The sequence below is a fragment of the Bradyrhizobium paxllaeri genome (assembly GCF_001693515.2).
Lineage (GTDB): Bacteria > Pseudomonadota > Alphaproteobacteria > Rhizobiales > Xanthobacteraceae > Bradyrhizobium > Bradyrhizobium paxllaeri.
Genome location: NZ_CP042968.1, coordinates 2,277,566 through 2,299,059 on the forward strand (window position 1 = coordinate 2,277,566; position 21,494 = coordinate 2,299,059).

At 63.3% G+C, this 21,494-nt stretch carries 15 protein-coding genes; 10 read left to right on the top strand and 5 right to left on the bottom strand.

Annotated features, from left to right (window positions below):
* The first annotated feature begins 1 nt into the window (after position 1).
* The 7 genes from otnI (at position 2) to LMTR21_RS10780 (ending at position 11,399) form a co-directional block, all read left to right on the top strand.
* Positions 2–784, top strand: coding sequence for a 2-oxo-tetronate isomerase (gene otnI, locus LMTR21_RS10750; RefSeq protein ID WP_065756529.1), 783 nt, complete (start codon positions 2–4; stop codon positions 782–784).
* Positions 781–2,058 carry a 3-oxo-tetronate kinase gene (gene otnK / locus LMTR21_RS10755; protein ID WP_065756528.1) on the top strand — a complete coding sequence of 426 codons (1,278 nt, stop codon included), beginning with the start codon at positions 781–783 and terminating at the stop codon, positions 2,056–2,058. The genes otnI and otnK overlap by 4 nt, the downstream gene beginning before the upstream one ends.
* 179 nt (positions 2,059–2,237) lie before the next feature.
* Entirely contained in the window at positions 2,238–3,929 is a 1,692-nt protein-coding gene (locus LMTR21_RS10760) for a methyl-accepting chemotaxis protein (protein ID WP_065756527.1), read from the top strand.
* Between the two features lie 248 nt (positions 3,930–4,177).
* Positions 4,178–6,208 (top strand): methyl-accepting chemotaxis protein, encoded by a 2,031-nt coding sequence (locus LMTR21_RS10765; protein ID WP_246175430.1) that lies wholly within the window; start codon positions 4,178–4,180, stop codon positions 6,206–6,208.
* Between the two features lie 222 nt (positions 6,209–6,430).
* Complete coding sequence (locus LMTR21_RS10770) at positions 6,431–8,131, top strand: methyl-accepting chemotaxis protein (protein ID WP_065756526.1); 1,701 nt, start codon at positions 6,431–6,433, stop codon at positions 8,129–8,131.
* 191 nt (positions 8,132–8,322) lie between these two features.
* A complete protein-coding gene (locus tag LMTR21_RS10775) occupies positions 8,323–9,420 on the top strand; it encodes a helix-turn-helix domain-containing protein (protein ID WP_141688649.1) in 1,098 nt (365 codons plus the stop codon).
* A gap of 236 nt (positions 9,421–9,656) precedes the next feature.
* Complete coding sequence (locus LMTR21_RS10780) at positions 9,657–11,399, top strand: methyl-accepting chemotaxis protein (RefSeq protein ID WP_141688648.1); 1,743 nt, start codon at positions 9,657–9,659, stop codon at positions 11,397–11,399.
* A 100-nt stretch (positions 11,400–11,499) separates the two neighbouring features.
* On the opposite strand, the gene LMTR21_RS10785 is transcribed toward LMTR21_RS10780, so the two are convergent.
* Positions 11,500–13,014: an acetyl-CoA acetyltransferase gene (locus tag LMTR21_RS10785; RefSeq protein WP_065756524.1), complete on the bottom strand. Its 1,515-nt coding sequence runs from the start codon at positions 13,012–13,014 to the stop codon at positions 11,500–11,502.
* Positions 13,015–13,182: 168 nt separating this feature from the next.
* Entirely contained in the window at positions 13,183–14,316 is a 1,134-nt protein-coding gene (locus LMTR21_RS10790) for a nitronate monooxygenase (RefSeq protein WP_065756523.1), read from the bottom strand.
* A 222-nt stretch (positions 14,317–14,538) separates the two neighbouring features.
* Between LMTR21_RS10790 and LMTR21_RS10795 the strand changes: the two genes are divergently transcribed.
* The gene (locus tag LMTR21_RS10795; RefSeq protein WP_065756522.1) at positions 14,539–16,197 is read left to right on the top strand and encodes a flavin-containing monooxygenase; all 1,659 of its coding nucleotides are present in this window, start codon (positions 14,539–14,541) and stop codon (positions 16,195–16,197) included.
* A 102-nt stretch (positions 16,198–16,299) separates the two neighbouring features.
* Here the strand turns inward: LMTR21_RS10795 and LMTR21_RS10800 are convergent, their stop codons facing one another.
* A complete protein-coding gene (locus LMTR21_RS10800) occupies positions 16,300–17,451 on the bottom strand; it encodes an aminotransferase class V-fold PLP-dependent enzyme (protein ID WP_065756521.1) in 1,152 nt (383 codons plus the stop codon).
* Positions 17,452–17,672: 221 nt separating this feature from the next.
* Between LMTR21_RS10800 and yghU the strand changes: the two genes are divergently transcribed.
* Together yghU and LMTR21_RS10810 are read left to right on the top strand one after the other, a co-directional pair.
* Positions 17,673–18,566, top strand: a complete 894-nt coding sequence (gene yghU, locus LMTR21_RS10805; RefSeq protein WP_065756520.1) for a glutathione-dependent disulfide-bond oxidoreductase — start codon at positions 17,673–17,675, stop codon at positions 18,564–18,566.
* A 21-nt stretch (positions 18,567–18,587) separates the two neighbouring features.
* Entirely contained in the window at positions 18,588–19,343 is a 756-nt protein-coding gene (locus tag LMTR21_RS10810; protein WP_065756519.1) for an alpha/beta fold hydrolase, read from the top strand.
* Positions 19,344–19,445: 102 nt separating this feature from the next.
* Here LMTR21_RS10810 and LMTR21_RS10820 read toward each other — a convergent pair whose 3' ends face one another.
* Positions 19,446–20,066: a flavin reductase family protein gene (locus tag LMTR21_RS10820; RefSeq protein ID WP_065756518.1), complete on the bottom strand. Its 621-nt coding sequence runs from the start codon at positions 20,064–20,066 to the stop codon at positions 19,446–19,448.
* Positions 20,067–20,181: 115 nt separating this feature from the next.
* The gene (locus LMTR21_RS10825; RefSeq protein WP_065756517.1) at positions 20,182–21,456 is read right to left on the bottom strand and encodes an acyl-CoA dehydrogenase family protein; all 1,275 of its coding nucleotides are present in this window, start codon (positions 21,454–21,456) and stop codon (positions 20,182–20,184) included.
* Between the last annotated feature and the right edge of the window lie 38 nt (positions 21,457–21,494).

The window sequence follows — 21,494 nt, forward strand, 5'->3', positions numbered from 1 at the left end:
GATGCCGCGTTTTGCCGCCAATCTCTCCATGATGTTCACCGAAGTTCCGTTTCTCGACCGCTTCGATGCTGCGGCGAAAGCCGGCTTCACCGCGGTCGAATTCCTGTTTCCTTACGATCATCCGGCGGAGGCTGTCGGCGAGCGGCTGAAGAAGAACGGCCTGACACAGGCGCTGTTCAATTTGCCGCCGGGCAATTGGGACGCCGGCGAAAAAGGCTTTGCCGCGCTGCCGGAGCGATTTGACGATCTGAAGCGAAGCCTCGATACGGCCTTGCCCTACGCAAAAGCCACTGGTGTCAATCGGCTGCATCTGATGGCGGGTATTGCCGACCGTAGCAACGCCAAGGCCGTTGAGCAGTTCTACAAATCGGTAGCGTGGGCGGCGGAATTCTATGCGCCCCACGGCCTCGATGTCGTGATCGAGCCGATCAATTCGCGCAACGTGCCGGGATATTTTCTCAACGATTTCGGCTTCGCCCGCGATCTGATTACCGAGCTGAAGATTTCAAACCTGAAACTGCAGTTCGACATCTACCACTGCCAGATCATCCACGGCGACGTCACCATGCGGCTGCGCGAGATGATGCCGATCACAGGCCACGTCCAGATCGCCAGCATTCCCTCGCGCAACGAACCCGACGGCGAGGAACTGAACTATCCGTTCCTGTTCACTGAGCTCGACCGGCTCGGCTACGGCGGCTTTGTCGGCTGCGAGTACAACCCGCGCGGCAAGACCGTCGACGGACTTGGCTGGTTCAAGCCCTATGCCGGAGCAAAATCGTGAAACTGTCTCTGGGCTGCATCGCGGACGACTATACCGGCGCCTCCGATCTCGCCAACACGCTGACCCGTCAGGGCCTGCGCACGGTGCAGACCATCGGCGTGCCATCGGACGATCTGGCGCTGCCTGAAGTCGATGCGGTCGTGGTCTCCCTCAAGAGCCGCTCGATCGAGGCTGATGTCGCGGTGGATCGCTCGCGCGCCGCGGAAAAATGGCTGCGCGGTCGCGGCGCCGGCCATGTGCTGTTCAAGATCTGCTCGACCTTCGATTCCACCGATGCAGGCAATATCGGCCCGGTGATGGACGCGCTGCGCACGGATTCCGGCGATGCGATCGTGCTGGTGACGCCGGCCTTTCCGGAAACCGGCCGCACCGTCTATCAGGGCAACCTGTTCGTCGGTTCCGTGCCGCTGAACGAAAGCCCGTTGAAGGACCATCCGCTCAACCCTATGCACGACTCCAATCTGGTGCGGGTGCTGGCGCGCCAGAGCCGGACCAAGGTCGGACTGGCCGATCTCGCCACCCTGTCGCGCGGCGCGGAGGCGGTTCGCGGGCGCCTCGCCGATCTCTCGGGCAAGGGCATCGGCGCTGTTATCATCGACGCCGTCTTTGATCGGGACCTCGAAACCATCGGCGCCGTCGCGCTGGATCACCGCCTGTCGGTGGGTGCATCCGGCATCGGCCTCGGCCTCGCGCGGGCGCTGGTCGCCTCCGGCAAGGTCAAGGCTACCGCCGCGGGCGCGGTATCAGGCGCGCCGGTCGGTGGACCGGCGGTGTGCCTCGCGGGGAGCTGCTCGCAGGCGACGCTGGCGCAGATTGCCAACGCCGAAAAGACGATGCCCGTTTTGCATCTCGACCCCGAGCAGATCATCGCCGGCCCCGCCGAGGCCCGCCGCGCGCTGGCCTGGGCGAGCGACCGAATCACCGACGGGCCAATCCTGATCGCCAGCAGCTCGACGCCGGATCAGGTTTCAGCTCTGCAATCCAGGCATGGCCGCGATGCAGCCGGACATGCCATCGAACAGGCAATGGCCGATATCGCCGAAGGCCTGGAGCGCTCAGGCGTGCGGCGGCTGGTGGTCGCCGGTGGCGAAACTTCAGGCGCCGTCGTCGATCGCCTGCGCCTTCCCGGCTTTCTCGTAGGCGAAGAAATCGCTGCAGGCGTGCCGGTTTTGCGCACTGTCGGCGCCGACAAAGGCGAGATGCTGCTTGCCCTGAAGTCAGGCAATTTCGGTGGACCGGAGTTCTTCTCCGACGCGCTGAAGCTGATGCGCTGATCGCCTCAAGCCGACATTCATTTCCTGGTGAGGTCTGTCGCGTAGGTATTTGTACCGACGCGCATTAACTCAACCTGAGGGCGCGTCGGGTTTGATATTTCGCAGGCATCCCTCTTTTCCAACTCCTCGGCTTTTCCATCCGGCGTGTACCCGTACGCCCAAAACCAAGAGATTCCGCCATGCTCGCCCGCTATTCGATCCGCACCAAGATCATCGCCGTGGTCGCCTTCCTGCTCGTCGCGATGACGGGCATGGGCCTGCTCGCCGTCCGGAACATGCGGGCCATCAATGCCAACACGGTCGACATCTCGACGGGTTGGCTGCCGAGCGTCCGCGTGCTGGGCGACCTGCGCGCCAGCGTCATCACCTATCGCAACGTGATCCGCGAGCACATGCTGTCCGAGACGCTTGAAGAGAAGCTGGCGGAGGAAAAAACACTCGCGATGGTCGTCGAGAGCAACAACAAGATCCGCGCCGCCTATGAGCCGCTGATCACCTCGGCGGAAGAGCGCGCGCTGTACAATGAATGGGTCAGGCTGTGGGAAAGCTACAAGAAGGGCACCCAGGAAGTGATGGAGCTGTCGCGCAATGCGGCCGGCAGGATTCCCACTGAAGCTCACGATTTGAACACCCAGACGGTCAACAAGATCGGGCTCAAGGCCGATGCGGTGCTGAAAAAGGACATCGACCTCAACAACGCCGGTGCTGACAAGGCGGCGAGCCAAGCGGCTGACAGCTTTGACGCCGCGCTCATGATGCTGGCTCTGATCCTCGGGGCTGCCGTCATCGCCGGTATTGCCATCAGCGCCTATCTGGTCCGGGACGTCTCGATCGGCATTGCCTCCATCGTCATGCCGATGCAGGCGCTGGGCAACGGCGATCTCAGCGCCGACGTGCCGCATCAGGGCGAGAAGACTGAAATCGGTGCGATGGCCGACACCTTACAGGTGTTCAAGCAAGCGCTGATCGCCAAGAAGGCCGCCGATCAGGCCGCCGCCGCCGACGCCGAAGCCAAGATCGAGCGCGGCCGGCGGGTCGACGGCATTACCCGCAATTTCGAAAGCATAATCGGCGAGATCGTGCAGACGGTGTCGTCGGCCTCGACCCAGCTCGAAGCATCCGCCGGCACGCTGTCGGCGACTGCCGAGCGCTCGCAGACGCTGACCTCGACCGTAGCCTCGGCCTCCGGCGAAGCCTCCGCCAACGTGCAGTCGGTGGCGTCGGCGACCGAGGAGCTTTCCTCCTCGGTCACCGAGATCGGCCGCCAGGTGCAGGAGTCGGCCCGGATGGCGACCGATGCCGTCGGTCAGGCCCGCGTCACCAACAACCGCGTCAGCGAATTGTCCAAGGCGGCCGGCCGGATCGGCGACGTGGTCGAACTCATCAACACCATTGCAGGCCAGACCAATTTGCTCGCGCTCAACGCCACCATCGAGGCCGCGCGCGCCGGTGATGCCGGGCGCGGCTTTGCGGTCGTGGCCTCGGAGGTCAAGGCGCTGGCCGAACAGACCGCAAAGGCCACCGGCGAGATCAGCCAGCAGATTAACGGCATCCAGGGCGCGACCCAGGAGTCCGTGAACGCGATCAAGGAAATCAGCGGCACCATCGAACGGCTGGCGGAAATCTCCTCCGCGATTGCGGCTGCCGTGGAAGAGCAGGGCGCCGCTACCCAGGAAATCTCCCGCAACGTGCAGCAGGCGGCGCGGGGCACCCAGCAGGTCTCCAGCAACATCACCGACGTGCAGCGCGGCGCCAGCGAGACCGGCGCGGCCTCGTCCCAGGTGCTGTCGGCGGCGCAGTCGCTGTCGGGCGACAGCAACCGCCTCCGGCTCGAGGTCGGCAAGTTTCTGGAGTCGGTCCGGGCAGCCTGACGACCGGCCGACGGCAGACGATAAGGTCCGGCTTTCGGACAGGGAGCCGGGCTTTTTTTCGCGCATGGCGCGAAGTTGGTCGAACTGCAACCCCGGTCTGACAATCCGTAGTGTCTCGCAAGCGGAAATTAACCGATCACCACTACGCTGGCCCGCATCTTCGGGATTTGCATGCGCAGGTTGCCGGTCCGTTCGTCGCAAATTCCGTCTCCGGAAAAACTGATTCAGAAGAATTTGGGGTCGTCGACATGATCAAGCTCAACCGCATCGGAAACAAATTGGGCTTGGCCGGGGCGGTCGGCGTCCTGCTGGCGATCGGCATGGTGGCCAACCAGATGGTCACCGAAGCGAAGATCGAGGAAGCCAGCGAGCGCGCCAACCGGTCGCAGCAGGTTGCGAATAGTGCGCTCGCCGCGCATATCGACCTGCGCAAGATTCAGCTGGCCGCCGGCGACGTCCGCCTGTCGAGAAAGCCGGCTGAAGTCGAAAAAGCCCTCGCCGATTTGCAGCGCCACAAGGCGAGCGCGGCAAAGGAGCTGGAGGCGGCGCTGGCGATGGCCCAGCAAGCGGACGCCAAGGAGCGTCTACAGAAGACGAAATCCCTGATGGAAGGCTTTGCCGCTGCCGTGGAAGATCTCGCCAAGGCGCAGGCGACGCTGCTGACGCAGATCGACAAGCGCTCGGTGGTCTCGGAGGAATGGAACAAGGCCGTCGATACGCAGATGAAGCTGCCGGCCATGCAGAAGCTGGACAACCGCCTCGAGATCGAGCGCCTGCTGTTCCAGGCCGATGGCAAGGTGAACGCGCTGCGGGCTGGTGCCTGGAAGCTCGGCGCCACCGGTGATGCCAACCTGGTCACGGAGATGGCCAAGACCGAGGCCTCGCTGAAGGATATCTTCAACAAGCTGCGCGGCGAGGCCGACGACCGGGACCTGCTGGTCGTGGTCAGCAACCTGTCTTCGATCGTCAAGCGCTTCCTCGCGGCCAATGAGGAAGCGGTAAAGACCGAGCAGGTCAAGAACGACATCATCGCCAACCGCACCGTCAAGGCCGCCGCTGATGTCGCCGATCTGATGGAGGCAACCGTCGCCGGCGCGCAGAAGGATGCCAGGACCTCGAAGGATGAGGTCATGGCCGACACCGAGCGCGCCAACCAGATCAACCTGATCATGGCGATCATCGTCGTCGCGTCGCTGATCGCCTCCGTGGTATTCTCGTTCATGGGTGTCGCGCGTCCGATGACGCGCCTGAACGGTGCGCTGGGTGAGATGGCCGGCGGCAATCTCGAAGTCGAGATCCCCGGTGCGACCCGCGGCGACGAAATCGGCGACCTCGCCAAGACGGTGACTGTCATTCGCGAGAACGCCGAGCAGAAGGCGCGCGAGGAAGCCGAAGCCAAGGTCCAGCAGGACCTGGTCGCGGCGCAGCGGCGCAAGGCCGAAATGATCAAGCTCGCCGACGATTTCGAAGGCGCGATCGGCAACATCGTGGAGACGGTGTCGTCGGCCTCGACCGACCTCGAAAACGCCGCCGGCACGCTGACGACGACCGCCGAACGCGCCCAGGAACTGACCACGATGGTGGCCGCTGCGTCCGAGGAAGCCTCCACCAATGTGCAGTCGGTGGCCTCTTCCACCGAAGAGATGGCGTCGTCGATCACCGAGATCGGCCGTCAGGTTCAGGAATCTGCGCGGATGGCCAATGAGGCCGTCGATCAGGCCCGCACTACCAATAACCGCGTCAGCGAACTGTCGAAGGCCGCTGCCCGCATCGGCGCGGTGGTCGAACTCATCAACACCATCGCCGAGCAGACCAATCTCCTGGCGCTCAACGCCACCATCGAAGCGGCGCGCGCCGGCGACGCCGGCCGCGGTTTTGCCGTCGTGGCCTCCGAGGTAAAGGCGCTGGCCGAACAGACCTCGAAGGCGACCGGCGAGATCGGTCAGCAGATCACCGGCATCCAGGCCGCGACGGAAGAGTCGGTCGGAGCGATCCAGGCGATCAGCTCTACCATCGAGAAGCTGTCGGAGATCTCTTCGACCATTGCAGCCGCCGTGGAAGAGCAGGGCGCGGCCACGCTGGAAATCTCCCGCAACGTGCAGCAGGCTGCGCGCGGAACCCAGCAGGTTTCTTCCAACATCACCGACGTGCAGCGCGGCGCCGGCGAAACCGGTTCGGCTTCATCGCAAGTGCTCTCGGCCGCGCAGTCGCTGTCGTCCGACTCCGGCCGTCTCAAGCGCGAGGTCGGCAAGTTCCTCGGCTCGGTGCGCGCGGCCTAGTTACCGATGGGCTTCAGAAGAAAGGCCTGCCTCTCAACAAGAGGCAGGCTTTTTGCCGTTCGGAACCCGGCGAGATAAAAACTGCGAGAGGTGCCTGGCCGCGCGAGGTTAACCGAACTCCGTATATCTACTGATTACAAAATTAACGGGTAGAAAGCGGCTGACCTATACGATTCCGCGCAATGGGGCGGACGACCTTCGTCGTCGCGTGGAGATTCGAGCATGTTTGCAATGGTAAGTCGGGCCAGGATGACGGTTGGCCGAAAGATCTATGCCCTCATTTGCCTCGGCTTCGTCGGGCTCCTGGGCATTGCCTTCCTCGACTCCCGGGAGCTGGCGTCGAGTCTCAGTCAGCAGAAGCAGATCGAGCTGCGGCACCTCGGCGACCTCGTGCTCGGCATCATCAAGGAAGAGCATGCCGCGGCGCAGAAGGGCGGCGTTTCGGACGCCGACGCGCAGAAGCGGGCGATGGCGCGAATCGGCGCGCTCCGTTACGGCAACAACGACTATTACTGGATCAACGACATGCATCCGAAGATGGTGATGCATCCGATCAAGCCGGAAATGAATGGCAATGATCTGTCGGCCTACAAGGATCCGAACGGCAAGCTGCTGTTCGTCGATTTCGTCAATGCCGTCAAAAACGGCGGCTCGGGCTTCGTCCCCTATGAATGGCCCAAGCCCGGCTTCGACAAGCCGCAACCGAAACTGTCCTATGTGGTCGGCTTTGCGCCATGGAACTGGGTCGTCGGCACCGGCGTGTATATCGACGACCTGACGGCGCAGACCTGGGCCTCGACCCAGCGCTCCCTGATGGTGGCGGGTGTGATCCTGCTGTTTACCCTCGTGGTGTCGGTGTTCGTGGCGCGGAGCGTCGCCGCGCCGCTGCAGCGGATGACGGCAGCGATGAACGATCTCGCCAGCGGCAACCTTGCCGTCGAGGTGCCCGGTGTCGGACGGGGCGACGAGATCGGCGAGATGGCCAAGGCGGTGGAGGTGTTCAAGAGCAACGCTCTCGCCCAAAAGACGTTGGAGGCCGAACAGCGCGAGGCCGAGACCCGCACGGCGACAAGCCGCAAGGCGGACATGAACAAGATGGCCAATGACTTCGAGGCTGCGGTGGGCCGTATCGTCGAGACCGTGTCGTCGGCGTCCAGCCAGCTCGAGGTTTCGGCGGGCACGCTCACGGCGACCGCCGAACGCGCGCAGGAACTCGCGACCACCGTTGCGGCGGCTTCCGAGGAAGCCTCGACCAATGTGCAGTCGGTGGCGTCGGCGACCGAGGAGATGGCGTCGTCCGTCACCGAGATCAGCCGTCAGGTGCAGGAATCGGCGCGGATGGCCAATGACGCCGTGGATCAGGCGCGTATCACCAACGAACGCGTCAGCGAATTGTCGAAGGCGGCAACCCGTATCGGCGACGTCGTCGAACTGATCAACACCATCGCGGGCCAGACCAACCTGTTGGCGCTCAACGCCACCATCGAGGCGGCGCGCGCCGGCGAGGCCGGCCGCGGCTTCGCTGTCGTGGCCTCCGAGGTCAAGGCGCTGGCCGAGCAGACCGCAAAGGCCACCGGCGAGATCGGGCAACAGATCACCGGCATCCAGGCCGCCACCCAGGAGTCGGTCAACGCCATCCAGGCGATCAGCGGCACGATCGAAAAACTGTCCGAGATCTCGTCGACGATTGCGGCCGCCGTGGAAGAGCAGGGCGCCGCGACGCAGGAAATCTCCCGCAACGTGCAGCAGGCGGCCACCGGCACCCAGCAGGTGTCGTCCAACATTACCGACGTGCAGCGCGGCGCCAGCGAAACCGGATCGGCGTCCTCGCAGGTGCTTTCGGCGGCGCGGTCGCTCTCGGGCGACTCCAACCGCCTCAAGCTCGAGGTCGGCCGCTTCCTTGACTCGGTGCGGGCGGCCTGAGCTCGTCCTGATTGTTCGCTCCGAAGCCGGCTTCTGATGCCGGCTTCGAGACCGCTTCGAATCGGAAACACGCGAACTGCCGTGGAGCAGCCGGGTTTTGGCTGCAAGAGGAGCAGGAGACATCCCTAGATCGTGAAATTGCGATTGCGGCACGTGTCGACCAATCGCCCTGAGCGAAACTGGGGCCAAATGTGGCGAACGAACTTCCGGAATCGGGAAAAAGTGGTAATACGCAAAGGCATCGTGACGATTTGATGTCAAAAGGTCTGGTGCCAGAAGATCTCCCATGGATCGCTGCCGATGGCTCGGATGATCGCCGCGTGTCGTTGCTTGATGAACTACGTGAGTCCAGATTCGTAAAGATCAGCCGGTCTCCGGACGTCGATCATTTCCGGAGCATCGAGGGACTGGGCGATGCCAAAAGCATTCCGATCGACGCCAAGGACTTCGCCGCCGCTTTCGCCTCGCTGAAGCTGAAGTCCTGTTGGGTCTATCTGCAGCGGACATTCCCGCGAATCCTGCAGATGCAGTATTCCACCACCGGCGCGATTGTCGGCTTAACGATGGACGATGCGACTTCGTTGATCATCAACGGCGTTGAAGCCCGCGCGCCGTCTTTGCTCCTGGTCAAGGGTACCGCGACGTGTGAGATCGTGGAGCAGCAGGCCAATCTGGTCGCGCTTGTGAATTTCGCTTCCATCGACGATCGCGATTGGCCGGGCGATGCCGATGCCGCTCAATTGATCGCGACGCAGCCGGACAAATGCGAGACGCTGCGGGCGACGGTTCGCGATGTCTTGACGCTCGCTTCGCATTCGCCCGATACTTTCGCACAGCCGAACGTCATCGAGCACGTTGAAGAATCGATCCTGCAATCGTTCGATCTGGCGATGGCTGCGGCATCGCCCACACCCGAAGCCAAGCGCCTGAGTCTTAGCCACTATCTGGCGCTGGTCCGGAAGCTCGACGAGTTCGTGGCCGAAAGTAGCGGCAAGACGCTGTACAGCGCCGACGTAGCGCGGCAACTCGGGGTCTCTGTACGGACGCTGCATAACGCCGTGGTTGCCATTCGCGGCATGAGTATGCATCGCTACATGCGGCTGCGGCGATTGTGGAATGTGCGTCAACAACTGGTGCACGGAGCTCCGCCGCAATCGATCAAGGCGGTCGCGCTCGCAAATGGCTTCTGGCACATGGGCGAGTTCACCTCTCTCTACCGCGACTTGTTTGGCGAAACGCCGCAGCAGACATTGTCGGCGGCACGCAAGCAAACCAATGACCCATCATGATGACGACGGCGCGGTTCCGTAAGACTACCGTCATCCGCGGTACGTTAGACACTGGTTAACCACTGCATGGGACCGTGGCATCATGGGTGCCGCTCTGTGGTCATTCGCCACAGGAGCCCTTCGGTCGTAACGAACCGGCTCGTCCAAATTGGCCCGGCGCTTCTTCAACCGTGATCCCGCCGTGCGGGAAACAGGCGGTCGTGTTGCGATTTCCCCGATTTGAAGGACGCAAGGCCATGTCCCGATTCATCCTCAACCTGTCGATCGGCGCCAAACTCGGCATCGCTTCAGCCCTCGGCGTGCTGCTCGTCGCCACGATGGTGATTGTCCAGATCTGGGCCAACGCTGCGATGCGCGACGTCAACGTCCGCATGGCGGCGCAACAGACGATCGCGCGCAGTGCGATAGACGCCAAGGCATCGATCCGTGGCATGCAGATTGGCGTCCGCGACCTTCGCCTCGCCAACACGGCGGCAGACCTGCAGAAGGCCAATGAATACATAGCCGCCCACCTTGAGTCGGCGAACAAATTCACCGATGAAATGCACAGGCTGTCGAAGTCCGCCGAGAACAAGGCGCGCATCGAGAAGCTCAAGGTACGCGCGGAGGATTATTCGAAGGCCGCCCAGCAGATTGTGGCCGTTCGTAGTGAAGCTATTGCTGCGGCGGGCGGCGGCGCCGAAGCGGCTGCGAAGGTTGCCAGGTTGAACGAAGAGATCGTGCGTATTGCCCGCGAAGTGACGCTGCCGATCGCAGCCGAGCTTGAGCCGCTTGCCAACCAGATCGCCGATTTCGCCAAGCACAGGCTGGACGAGCAGACCGCGCAGGCTGAGCGGGAAATGGCCGCGACGGAATGGGAAGCCCTTGCCTTGGGCATCGGCACGATCCTGCTGCTGATCGCGACCAGCATATTGTCCTTCTTCACCATCGCCCGGCCGATGCGCGCCTTGAGCGTATCGATGGAAGAGCTTGCGGGCGGCAATTTCGCCGTGGTGCTGCCGGGCCTCGGGCGCAGGGATGAACTCGGTGCTGTGGCCGGCGCCGTCGAGAAATTCAAGGTCGTCTCGGAGCAGAAGGCCCGTGACGAAGCGGAAGCCAAGATGAAGCAGGACCAGATCGCGGCGCAACAGCGCAAGGCCGAGATGGTCAGGCTTGCGGATTCCTTCGAGGCAGCCGTTGGCGAGATCGTCGAAACCGTCTCGTCGGCATCCACCGAGCTCGAAGCCTCTGCCGGCACGCTGACGGCAACCGCCGAACGCGCCCAGCAGGTGACGACCATGGTGGCCGCGGCCTCTGAAGAGGCTTCCACCAATGTGCAGTCGGTCGCATCGGCGACGGAGGAACTGTCGTCGTCCGTCAACGAGATCAGCCGTCAGGTGCAGGCCTCGGCGCGGATGGCCGGCGAGGCCGTCGACCAGGCCCGCGTCACCAACGACCGCGTCAGCGAACTGTCGAAGGCGGCAGCCCGCATCGGTGACGTCGTCGAACTCATCAACACCATCGCAGGGCAAACCAATTTGTTGGCGCTCAACGCCACCATCGAGGCGGCGCGCGCCGGCGAGGCCGGCCGCGGCTTTGCGGTCGTCGCATCCGAAGTGAAGGCGCTCGCCGAGCAGACTGCGAAAGCGACCGGCGAGATCGGCCAGCAGATCACCGGCATCCAGGGCGCTACCCAGGAGTCGGTCAGCGCGATCAAGGAAATCAGCGGCACCATCGAACGGCTGGCCGAGATCGCTTCGACGATTGCGGCCGCCGTGGAAGAGCAGGGCGCCGCCACCCAGGAAATCTCCCGCAACGTCCAGCAGGCCGCTCACGGCACCCAGCAGGTCTCCGCCAACATCACCGACGTGCAGCGCGGCGCCGGCGAGACCGGCTCAGCCTCCGCACAGGTGCTGTCGGCGGCGCAGTCGCTTTCCGCGGACAGCAATCGCCTCAAGCTGGAAGTCGGCAAGTTCCTGGATACCGTGCGGGCGGCCTGACGGGGGCTGCCAGCATGAGCTGGTGAGACGACAGCGCGTTCTCTTGCTCGTCATGGCCGGGACAAGCCTGGACAAGCCCGGCCATGACGGCGGAGCGCATTTATCCCACGCGCCACTCCAGCACCCCATCATCGGCCGCAACGACGTCGCCGACCGTCCCCACCGGCGTCTGGTCCATGTTCAGCAAATGCTTCAGTGTCTTCTCGTCATTGGCGGGGATGCGGGCGAGTGCCCGCGCATCGGCCTCGGTGCGCAGCATCACGACGCCATGCTCGACGTCGCCCTTGCCCTTGTAGATCACGGTGAAGGCTTCGACCTTGCCTTTGCCCGAGGCTTCGGTGACGAACTCCGGCACTTTGCGGCGGTTGCGGTCGGCCTCGGCCTGCACGCTGGTTTCCTGTTTCAGCGCCGCCTTCGGCGCTTCGCGCGACAGCACCAGGCCGTGATGCTTGGTGACAAAGCCGCCTTGGCCGTAGAGCAGGCCGAGCTTGCCGCTCTGACGCAGCTTGCGCACCATCGCCACCGCCGCGTGCGTCATATAAGTGTTGAGCGGCGCGCCGAAGAAGGTGAGCCCGCCGGTCACCGTTGGCTGCACGTCGCGGCCCAAGCCCAGCGTCCGCCGCGCCATCTTGGGCACGCAGGGGAAGCAGCTATAGAGCTCGATCGCGTCGAACTTCCTGCCGTCGCCCTCGACGAGGTCCATCACCGCCTTCAGCACGGCGTTCTGCGGATGGCTTTCATAGAACTGGTCGCGCACGAGGTAATCGCGCGGCTCTTCCGCCGAGGCGCCGCCAATCGGATAGATCAGGCGATCCTCTGATACGCCGGCCGCGCGTGCCTTGGCGAGCGACGTCAACAGAACCGCGCCGCCCATGTTCACGGTCGGATTGGCTACCATCAGCTTTGTGTAGGGCCAGGCGATCAGCCGGTTGTCCGGCGTCGGCGTGATGATCTCGTCCGGCGCAAAACGCTTTTTCAGCCATGAATTTTCATTCCCGGACGCGACGCGTGCATAGGTCGACCACAGTTCGCCGGATTCGGCGAGCGCCTCGCGCGGCGTCTGGCCCCAATGCGCCGAGGTCGCGGATTCATACAGCGGATAGACGGTGATCGGTCTGAATACGCCGAGCTTCACCGCCATCGGTTTCTGAAATGCCGCGCCGCGCTTGGGCTCCTCGACGTCGTGGGCGAATGGCGTCCACGGCAGCGAGATGCCGCCGCGCTCGGCCTTGGTCGCGGTCGACTGCGCTTCCGCGCCGCAGACCGCGGCCACGCTGCACTCGCCGCGCGCAATGCGCTGTGCCGCTTCGTGAATGTAGCGGATCGGGCTCTCGCCGCCGACCGGGCCGTAGTAGCAATGCGCCGGATTGGCACCGAGCTTTGCTGCGAGCTGCTTCTCCGGATCGCGGTAGCGCCAGCTCAGGAAGTTGACCACGTCGAGCGAGCCGAGCTCGCCGAGCAGCTTTGCGCCACTATCGGCTTCCGCGCGCCGCACCGCCTGTTCGAGCAGCGCCATCGGCTCGAGGCCATCAGCGATGTCCTTGGGCCGGTCGACGATTTCGCCGACGCCGACGATGACGGGAATGCGGTCTTCGGGAAGGGGAGAGTTCGGCATTTTTTCTTGTTTCGCTTTCTGTGAGTAAATTCTCAGCTCGTTGTTCCGTCATTGCGAGCGAAGAACTCGTAGGGTGGGCAAAGGCGCACTTGCGCCGTGCCCACCATCTAACGTCTTGCTCGGAGGTGGTGGGCACGCTTCGCTTTGCCACCTACGGGAGGTTTGTAATCACTCCTCCATCAGCATATTCATATGCTCCACCGCATCGGCAAAATCTTCCTTGAATTCCTGCACGACCGCGCCGGCCGACTTCACGCTGTCGATCAGGCCAACGCCCTGTCCCACAAAATAGCTGACGAGATCGCGCGCCTGCGCGTTGCCGGCAGCGGCGGCGCGGTCGATCGAATTGAAGGCGTCGCGGCTGATGATGCTTTGCAGCGGCATCGGCAGCGCGCCGGGGCTGTCCGGCCCACGATCCCACGCATCCGTCCACACCGAACGCAATTGCCGCGCCGGCTTGCCGGTGCGGCCCTTGGAACGGACTGCGTCGCGCGAGGAGGCCGCGATCATCTTCTCGCGGAAGATCTCGGTCGTTTCGGATTCCACCGTCGCCAGCCACACCGATCCGGTCCAGGCGCCGGCCGCGCCCATCGCCATGCACGCCGCCATCTGCCGTCCGGTCATGATGCCGCCCGCAGCCAGCACCGGCACGTCGCGCACCGGCCTGATCGCTTTTATCACTTCAGGCACCAGCACCATGGTCGAGACCTCGCCACAGTGGCCGCCGGCCTCGGTGCCCTGGGCAACCAGAATGTCGACACCGGCTGCGACCTGCCGCAGCGCGTGCTCCTTCGAACCAACGAGTGCTGCAACCGGCACGCCATGCTTGCGGCCCATGTCGATCATCTGCTTCGGCGGCACGCCGAGCGCGTTCGCGATCAGCTTGATCGGGTGACGGAAGGAGACCTCGAGCACATCGAGCGCGCGCTGCGCGTCGAACGGCTGCGGCTGGTTGTCGGCGACGTTGGTCGTCGTCAGCTCAATGCCGTATTTCTTCAGGAGGTTGCGGGTGAAGTCGCGATGCTGCGGTGAGATCCGCGCTTCCAGGCTCTTCCAGGTGACGTCCTTTTCACCCGCGGTCGAAATGTTTTCGGGTATCAGCACGTCGAGCCCGTAGGGTTTGCCGTCGGTGTGATCGTCGATCCATTTCAGTTCCTGCTCGATGGTTTCAGGCGAATGCGCGGTCGCGCCCAGCACGCCAAACCCGCCGGCGCGGCTGACGGCGGCCACGACGTCGCGGCAATGACTGAAGGCGAGCAGCGGAAATTCGATTCCCAGCATGTCACAGATCGGCGATTTCATGGCTTGTCCTCCCGGCGGCAGCATTCCAGATTGCTGCTCGGCTTTCCGCAAGACGCTAGCCCATCGGAGGCTTGCATGCCAAGCGGCCTTGCTCCTCGTCATGAGGGGCAAACATTCCACCGCGCAAAATATGCAATGCCATGCCGCCGATTTGCGTCTTGCGCTTTGACGCTATCGATAGAATGCTGACGGGCAAACGAGATAATCTTTCAGGGAGTTTTCATGTCTGCGACGTCTTCCGTTACCGCCAAATCGTCCGAGAGCTACGATGTCGTCGTGGTCGGTGCGGGCTTTGCCGGCATGTACATGCTGCACCGGTTGCGCGGGCAGGGGATGACGGCGCGGGTCTACGAGCAGGGCTCGGGCGTTGGCGGCACCTGGTATTGGAACCGCTATCCCGGCGCGCGCTGCGACGTCGAGAGCATGCAGTACTCCTATTCGTTTTCGGAAGAGCTGCAGCAGGAATGGGACTGGAGCGAGCGCTACGCGCCGCAGCCGGAGATTTTAAAATACGCCAACCACGTCGCGGATCGTTTCGATTTGCGAAAGGACATCCAGTTCAATACCCGCGTCGAGCGCGCCGCGTTCGATGAGGTCACCAGCCTCTGGTCGGTCTCGACCTCCGACGGCAGGACGGTGACGGCAAAATTCGTCGTGCTCGCCACCGGCTGCCTGTCGAACGCGCGGATGCCCGACATCAACGGCCTCGATCGCTTCAAGGGCAAAGTCTACCACACCGGCCACTGGCCGCATGCGGAAGTCGATTTCACCGGCCAGCGCGTCGGCGTCATCGGCACGGGGTCGTCGGGCATCCAGTCGGTGCCGGTCATTGCCGAGCAGGCGAGGCATCTTACGGTTTTCCAGCGCACCGCGAACTTTTCCATTCCCGCCCGCAACGCGCCGCTGACGCAGGAAGAGCGGCAAAAATTCCGCGACAACTATCCCGAGATCAGGCGCTTTGCGCGCGAAGTCGCGAAGAACGGCATCTATACCGAGATGCCGGACCGCGGCGCGCTTGATGACGGCGACAACGAGCGTCGTTCGAAGTATGAGGCGCGCTGGACTCGCGGCGGGCTCACCTTCATGTCGGTCTACAACAACCTCGCGCTGGACAAGGCCGCCAACGACACCGCCGCCAGTTTCGTCCGCGACAAGATTGCGGAAATCGTCAAGGATCAGAAGACCGCAGAGTTGCTGCAGCCGAACAACCATCCGATCGGCTCCAAGCGCATCTGCATCGACACGGATTATTTCGCGACCTTCAACCGCCCAAACGTGACGCTGGTCGATATCAAATCGAATCCGATCGAGGAGATCACCGAAAACGCGGTGCGCGTCGCGGGCAGGGATTACGAGGTCGATGCACTCGTGCTAGCGACCGGCTTCGACGCCATGACGGGCTCGGTGGCGAAGATCGATATCAGGGGCCGCGACGGGCAGACGCTCAATCAAAAATGGGCCGCCGGACCGCGCACCTATCTCGGCCTGATGAGCGCCGGCTTTCCCAATCTCTTCGTTGTCACCGGCCCCGGCAGCCCCTCGGTGCTGTCGAACATGATCGTCTCGATCGAGCAGCATGTCGACTGGATCACTGACTGCATGACCTATATGCGCGGCCGCGGCCTCGACACGATGGAGGCGACAGTCGACGCGGAGGACAAATGGGTTACCCACGTCAACGAGGTCGCCGCCACCACGCTCTATCCGCAGGCCAATTCCTGGTACATGGGCGCCAACGTGCCCGGCAAGCCGCGCATCTTCATGCCCTATATCGGTGGCGTCGGGCCGTACCGGCAGATCTGCAACGACGTCGCCGCCAAGGGCTATGAGGGCTTTGTGATGGAGCGGGCTGAGCAACCGCGCGAGATGGTGGCGTCATAACCCGCTCCCGTAGGGTGGGCAAAGCGCAGCGTGCCCACCATCTTGCAGCGTAACAAGAACATGGTGGGCACGGCGCAAGCGAGCCTTTGCCCACCCTGCGCGTCAGGCGCGCAGCCGCCGGCTCAACACCTCGACAAACCGGTCAGCGTCGGCTTCGTCATTATAGACGTGCGGCGAGACGCGCATGCGTCCCAAACGCGGCACGACGTAGACGCCCTCGCTTGCCATTCCCTCGATCAATCCGGCCGGCATGCCGCCCTTGAAAGCGAGGCTCAAGATATGCGGGCTGCGGAGACCAGGCTCGGGCACGCTGACGCCGATGTCGCGCACGCCCGCCGCGATCCGCTCCGTCAGCATCGTGAGGCGTTGCGTGATGGCCGGCGCTCCCCATTCGGCCATCATCTCCATGCCGATCGAGGCCATCTCCATCGAGATGAAATAATCGCGCTCGCCCATATCGTAGCGACGGGCATCGCCGACGTAACTGGAATCGGTGAAATAGACCGCGTTCTCGGCGCGCACGTTGCGGCGGCCGGACGCGGTCTGCTCCAGCGGGATTCCGCCTTGATGGCGTTTTGCAACATAGAGAAAGGCGCGGCCGTAAGGGCCGAGCAGCCATTTATAGGTCGGGAAGACCACAAAATCCGGGTCGAGACGCTTCACATCGGTCATCAGTACGCCGGTGCTCTGCGTCGCGTCGACAAGGAAGGCGGCGCCCTGTCGCCGCAGTGTTTCGCCGACCTTGTCGACATCGATCAGCCCGCCATCCGACCAGTGGACCGAAGAGATCGAGGCCAGGCTGACCGGCGGCGCGCCGGATCGTTCGACCGCGGCAAGCACCGCCGACGTCCAGTCGCCGTCGTTGGGTTGCCGAACCGTCTCGACGGAAAACCCTTCCGCCTCGGCCCGGGTATGCCATTCGAGCACCGGCGAGGAATGATCGTTCTCCAGCACGATCACGCGGGTGCCGCGGGCGATCGGCAGGATCTTCGCGGCGGTCGCAACGCCGTAGCTGATCGAGGGGATCAGCGCGATATCAGAGGCCTCGGCATTGATCAACCGGGCGGCAGCCAGGCGCGCGCGCTCATTCTGCTGGCTGGCGAAGGAGGCCTCGAGCGTCCATGGCGTTCCCTTGCGGAGAACCGCTGATCGCCCGGCCTCCAGGGTTCGAAGCGGCAGCGGGCTGTAAGAGGCGGCATTGAGGTAGCAAACCTGGCGCGGTATCTCGAACAAGGCGCGCTGTGATGGGAGCATCTGGAAGGTCTCTGCTGTAGCGACACATCCAGTATGGCCGATCTCGACCACGCCAGCCACAGAAGCATTGCTCCGAGTACATCTGCGGCCGCGGGCCCATCACGCAGATATGTAGGGTAGGCAAGGCGGGTTGTGGCCACCATATGCAACACGCACATTTGCGTGGTAGGCATGGTGCAAGCGCGCCTTTGCCCGCCCTGTGGCTCTGGAGATAAAAAGAAATGACCGACGCCCCCGTCAACGAACCCGCCGAATACACCCCGCCAACAGTCTGGACCTGGAACAAGGCAAGCGGCGGCCAATTCGCCGCCATCAATCGTCCGATCGCGGGCCCCACGCATGAGGCGGAGCTGCCGGTCGGCCGCCATCCGTTCCAGCTTTATTCGCTGGCTACTCCCAACGGCGTCAAGGTCACCGTGATGTTCGAGGAGTTGCTTGCCGCCGGCCACAGTGGCGCGGAATACGACGCCTGGCTGATCAAGATCGACGGCAACCAGTTCGGCAGCGGGTTTGTAGGGGTTAATCCGAACTCTAAAATTCCCGCGCTGATGGACCGCAGCGGACCGACCCCGATCCGCGTGTTCGAATCCGGCGCCATCCTGATGCACCTGGCCGAAAAGTTCGGCGCCTTCCTGCCGACGAGCGGCGAGGCGCGGGCGGAATGCCTGTCATGGCTGTTCTGGCAGATGGGCAGCGCACCGTTCCTCGGCGGCGGTTTTGGCCACTTTTACGCCTACGCGCCGACCAAGATCGAATACGCCATTAACCGCTACGCCATGGAGGTGAAGCGCCAGCTCGACGTGCTCGATCGCCGCCTGGCCGATAACGAATTTCTTGCAGGCAAGGACTACACGATCGCCGACATGGCGACATGGCCGTGGTACGGCGCGCTGGCCAAGGGCCTGGTCTATGGCGCCGGCGAATTTCTCTCGGTGCACGAATACAAGAACGTGCAGCGCTGGACCGACGCGATCGCCAAACGTCCGGCAGTGAAGCGCGGCCGCATGGTCAACCGCATCTCCGGCGATCCGGCGAGCCAGCTGCACGAGCGGCATGACGCCAGCGATTTCGATACGAAGACGCAGGACAAGATCGGCGAGCCGACGAAGACGTGAGGAGAGGGTAGGGGAAACGCCATGAGCTTTTTCGAAAAAGGCGCGGTCCGCATCCATTACGAAGAAGCTGGCTCCGGCTTCCCGCTGCTCCTGATCGCCGGTGGTGGGTTGAACTCGAACATATCGGGCATCACCGGCGACTATCCGCCGTTCAACGCCATCAAGGAATTCGGCGATGAGTACCGCTGCATCGCCTACGATCTGCGCAACGCGCCGCCCGGGCAATCCTCGGGCCCGCTCGAAATCGACCGCCCCTGGGATTCCCACACCGACGACCAGCTCGCGCTGATGGATCATCTCGGCTTCGACAAGTTCATGGTGCTGGGTTTCTGCATCGGCGGCCCCTTGATCTGGAATCTGATCAAGCGCGCGCCCGATCGCGTCGTCGCGGGCGTGCTCGCGATGCCGTCGGGCTCGCGTCCCGAAATGCGCGACCTGTTCTACGACAACAACATGAAGGGCTGGGCGCCGCAGCTCGTCGCGAGCCGGCCCGACATCACAATGGAGCAGGCCGAGAAATTCCTGACGCGGATGTACCGCACCGATCCGGATTTCGTCTTCACGGTGACGCGCGATTTCGTGCGTCAATGTCAGACGCCAGTGCTGATCCTGCCCGACGATATCCCGGCGCATCCTTACGCGGTTGCGATGGAGAGCGCGTTGCTGGCGCCGAATGCGGAAGTGAGTTTGTTTCCGTGGAAGGAGCCGAAAGAGCACGTGCCGCTTGCCGTGCGCCAGATCCGGTCTTTCCTGCGCGCGCATAGGCCGGCTTCGTAGGGTGGGCAAAGGCGCGCTTGCGCCGTGCCCACCATCTTCGTGCGCGGTTGAAATGGTGGGCACGCTTCGATTTGCCCACCCTACGCACCTACGATCTACGGACTACACCGCCGTCTTCGCCCCTTCCGCCGGTGGAAACACCACGCGGTCATCCGTCCGGCAGTAGCGGTCCGCGAACATGCGGCCGATCGGGTGATAGTGCTCCATGTGCACGCGCATCGCAGCGTGATCCCACAATTCATCGCGGATGTGGAAGTGGATGCCTTCGCCCATCACCAGCAGCCGGTCGCCGTTGACGTCGATCTCCTTCCAGGTCTTGCATTCCATCGCAAACGGCGCGTCCGCCAGCCGTGGCACGGCGATTTTCGTCGAGGGCGCGAGCTTTAGATTCAGATAGTCCGGCTCGCCGACGTCGGGTGGAAAATCGCCGCTGGATTCATGCATCGCCTGCGCCAAGGGCTCGTCGGTCATGTTGACGACGAACTCGTTAGTCCGGCGAATGTTGATCACGGTGTCCTTGATGCGCCCGTCGGGCCGCAGATTGGCCGCGAACATGCAGAGCGGTGGATCCTCGCAGAACACGTTGAAGAAACTGAACGGCGCCGCATTGACCACGCCGGTTGGTCCGACCGAAGTCACCCACGCAATCGGCCGCGGCAACACGAAGGAGGTGAGCACCTTGTAGCGCTCGCGCGGTTTGAGGTCACCGGGATCATATTGCATGCAACGGGCTCCGCGTAGGGTGGGCAAAGCGCAGCGTGCCCACCATTTTGCGCGGGCGCAAGGTGTGGTGGGCACGGCGCTTGCGCGCCTTTGCCCACCCTACGACAGCTTAACCCTACGGCATGCTCAGCTCGTGCCGTCCGACCACCATCCAGTGCACTTCATCCGGGCCGTCGGCGAAGCGCAGGTGTCGGACATCCTGGTACATCTCGCCGAGTGGGCTCCAGTGCGAAATGCCGGTGGCGCCGTGCATCTGGATCGCCTGGTCGATGATCTTGCAGGTGCGCTCCGGCACCATCGCCTTGACCATGCTGACCCAGATCCGCGCTTCCTTGTTGCCAAGCACGTCCATGGCTTTCGCCGCCTTCAGCACCATCAGCCGCATCGCCTCAATCTCGCAGCGCGCCTGCGCGATGATCTGCATATTGCCGCCGAGATGGGCGATCTTCTTGCCGAAGGCTTCGCGGGTGAGGCCGCGCTGCACCATCAGGTCGAGCGCCTTTTCCGCCTTGCCGATCGTGCGCATGCAGTGATGGATGCGTCCCGGTCCGAGGCGAACCTGCGAGATTTCAAAGCCGCGGCCTTCGCCGAGCAGCATGTTCTCCTTCGGCACCCGGCAATTGTTGAAGCGCAGATGCATGTGGCCGCGCGGCGCGTGGTCGTGGCCGAACACGTGCATCGGTCCAAGAATTTCCACGCCGGGCGTGTCGATCGGCACCAGGATCTGCGATTGCTGCTTGCTCGGCGGCGCATCGGGATTGGTCTTCACCATCACGATCATGATCTTGCAGCGCGGATCGCCAGCGCCCGAAATGTAATACTTCTCGCCGTTGATCACCCATTCGTCGCCGACCAGCTTTGCGGTGGTGGAAATGTTCTTGGCGTCGGAGGAGGCGACGTTCGGCTCGGTCATCGCGTAGGCCGAGCGGATCTCGCCGGCCAGCAGCGGCTTCAGCCACTTCTCCTTCTGCGCCTTGGTGCCAACGCGCTCCAGCACTTCCATGTTGCCGGTGTCGGGCGCCGAGCAGTTCATGGTCTCCGAGGCCATCGGATTTTTCGCCAGCTCCACCGCGATATAGGCGTAATCGAGATTCTTCAGGCCTTCGCCGGTCTCGGCATCGGGAAGGAAGAAGTTCCAGAGACCTTCCTCCTTGGCCTTGTCCTTGGCCTTCTGCAGCACCGCGAGCTGCTCGGGCGTAAAGCTCCAGCGATCCTTCTTGGCCTCGCCAAGCCGCATGAACTCGACCGACATCGGATCGACGGTTTCGCGGATGAACTTCTTGACGTGCTCATACAGCGGACGGACCTCGTCCGACATGCGCAAATCGTTCAGCTCCTCGCCCGGATTGAGATTGTAGGTCGTGGTTCGCGGGATATAGGCGTGTTTCATGGATATTCCTCCCATTTACGCAGGAAATGTTGATCCCG

Bases quoted from the DNA above. Each gene is read 5' to 3' on its own strand.
- otnI (WP_065756529.1), top strand. From the start codon at position 2: ATGCCGCGTTTTGCCGCCAATCTCTCCATGATGTTCACCGAAGTTCCG.
- LMTR21_RS10760 (WP_065756527.1), top strand. From the start codon at position 2,238: ATGCTCGCCCGCTATTCGATCCGCACCAAGATCATCGCCGTGGTCGCC.
- LMTR21_RS10765 (WP_246175430.1), top strand. From the start codon at position 4,178: ATGATCAAGCTCAACCGCATCGGAAACAAATTGGGCTTGGCCGGGGCG.
- LMTR21_RS10770 (WP_065756526.1), top strand. From the start codon at position 6,431: ATGTTTGCAATGGTAAGTCGGGCCAGGATGACGGTTGGCCGAAAGATC.
- LMTR21_RS10780 (WP_141688648.1), top strand. From the start codon at position 9,657: ATGTCCCGATTCATCCTCAACCTGTCGATCGGCGCCAAACTCGGCATC.
- LMTR21_RS10785 (WP_065756524.1), bottom strand. From the start codon at position 13,014: ATGCCGAACTCTCCCCTTCCCGAAGACCGCATTCCCGTCATCGTCGGC.
- LMTR21_RS10790 (WP_065756523.1), bottom strand. From the start codon at position 14,316: ATGAAATCGCCGATCTGTGACATGCTGGGAATCGAATTTCCGCTGCTC.
- LMTR21_RS10795 (WP_065756522.1), top strand. From the start codon at position 14,539: ATGTCTGCGACGTCTTCCGTTACCGCCAAATCGTCCGAGAGCTACGAT.
- LMTR21_RS10800 (WP_065756521.1), bottom strand. From the start codon at position 17,451: ATGCTCCCATCACAGCGCGCCTTGTTCGAGATACCGCGCCAGGTTTGC.
- yghU (WP_065756520.1), top strand. From the start codon at position 17,673: ATGACCGACGCCCCCGTCAACGAACCCGCCGAATACACCCCGCCAACA.
- LMTR21_RS10810 (WP_065756519.1), top strand. From the start codon at position 18,588: ATGAGCTTTTTCGAAAAAGGCGCGGTCCGCATCCATTACGAAGAAGCT.
- LMTR21_RS10820 (WP_065756518.1), bottom strand. From the start codon at position 20,066: ATGCAATATGATCCCGGTGACCTCAAACCGCGCGAGCGCTACAAGGTG.
- LMTR21_RS10825 (WP_065756517.1), bottom strand. From the start codon at position 21,456: ATGAAACACGCCTATATCCCGCGAACCACGACCTACAATCTCAATCCG.